The organism is Pseudoduganella sp. RAF53_2, assembly GCF_052113985.1.
GTDB lineage: Bacteria > Pseudomonadota > Gammaproteobacteria > Burkholderiales > Burkholderiaceae_D > Rugamonas.
Map to the genome: position 1 here is coordinate 1 of NZ_JBFRDW010001077.1, position 1,062 is coordinate 1,062.

At 54.6% G+C, this 1,062-nt stretch carries 1 protein-coding gene and 1 pseudogene; both read right to left on the minus strand.

Features of this window, described 5'->3' with window-relative positions:
* Positions 1–446, minus strand: a 446-nt coding sequence (locus tag AB4Z11_RS32430) for a hypothetical protein (RefSeq protein WP_442030395.1), incomplete at its 3' end; no start/stop codon positions are given.
* 218 nt (positions 447–664) lie between these two features.
* Positions 665–1,062: pseudogene (locus tag AB4Z11_RS32435) on the minus strand (cytochrome-c peroxidase); the annotation flags it as partial.

Genomic DNA, 1,062 nt, shown 5'->3' on the forward strand with positions numbered 1-1,062 from the left:
GTGCTGGCCTCATGAAGCTTGTGTAGTGACTCTGCAAACGGATAACTGGCATCCATCGCGCTACGAATCAGCAGGGATCGCACCTCAGCAGCTTCGCCGCTGCCTCCCTGAGCCATCGCACGCATTGCAGCTGATCGATAAGCGGCCCCCGCGACGCGCAACTCTGCCAAGTATTCATATTCCTCGCGCGACAATGCACCGAGTTCGCTGTATGCCTGAAATAGACTCGACATTGCCCGCGCCAACTGTTCCTGGGCGATCGCACTCTCTTCTTGCACTGCGTCGCCTTCGACTAACCTTCTTCCACTGTTGTCCAGCGCCGAATGGGCACGCACGATAGCGCTGTTCTTGACTTGGGTCTGCCGATGGAGCCCTCCCCACTCCTCGTCCGCCGCCTGCAACGCATTGATTGCCAACCAAGCAGTAACCGTGATTACAGAAGCCAAGATCCCTAGAGCTAGCGGTCGGCGATGTCCTCTCTTAATTCGCAACATGATGCCTCACACTCCAATTAGCTCTTTCGGTACTGCGCTATGTATTCAGCTGCCCTTACCGGCATAACGGCGAATCCTGGGCGCCGACACTAGCAACCAGCGCACGAGATTAGTCAACCGCGAAGCCTGCTCAGGTCGTCACTTGACTAGCCGAACGCCAACAAAGCTCTTCACCTGCCTGTACTGTCCAGAACTGGCCCAGACAATGTTCCAAGGAATTTCGCAAGGTCAGTTACTTCACTTTCGCTAAGCGCTAAGGGCTGTCTTTCATTTTTTCCTGCTTTCGCTTTCGGGGCAGCAGAATAATGGCGGATAACATCAACGATTGTAGGAATCTGTCCTGCATGCATATATGGGGCTCGCTCGACTACATTGCGCAAACCGGGAGTCTTGAACGCTCCTTCCATATGCGGGTCATCGCTAGCAATGAACTCCAATTCTTGACACGCGCCCTGCTTCGCATCGCTAAAAGGGCCAAGGCAATTGAACTCATCCTGAAGCACTTTTGCTATTGCAGCGCTACGGCCCTTCTCGACAGAGCCCGGGTTACGAGGTGCCACACCGGTAT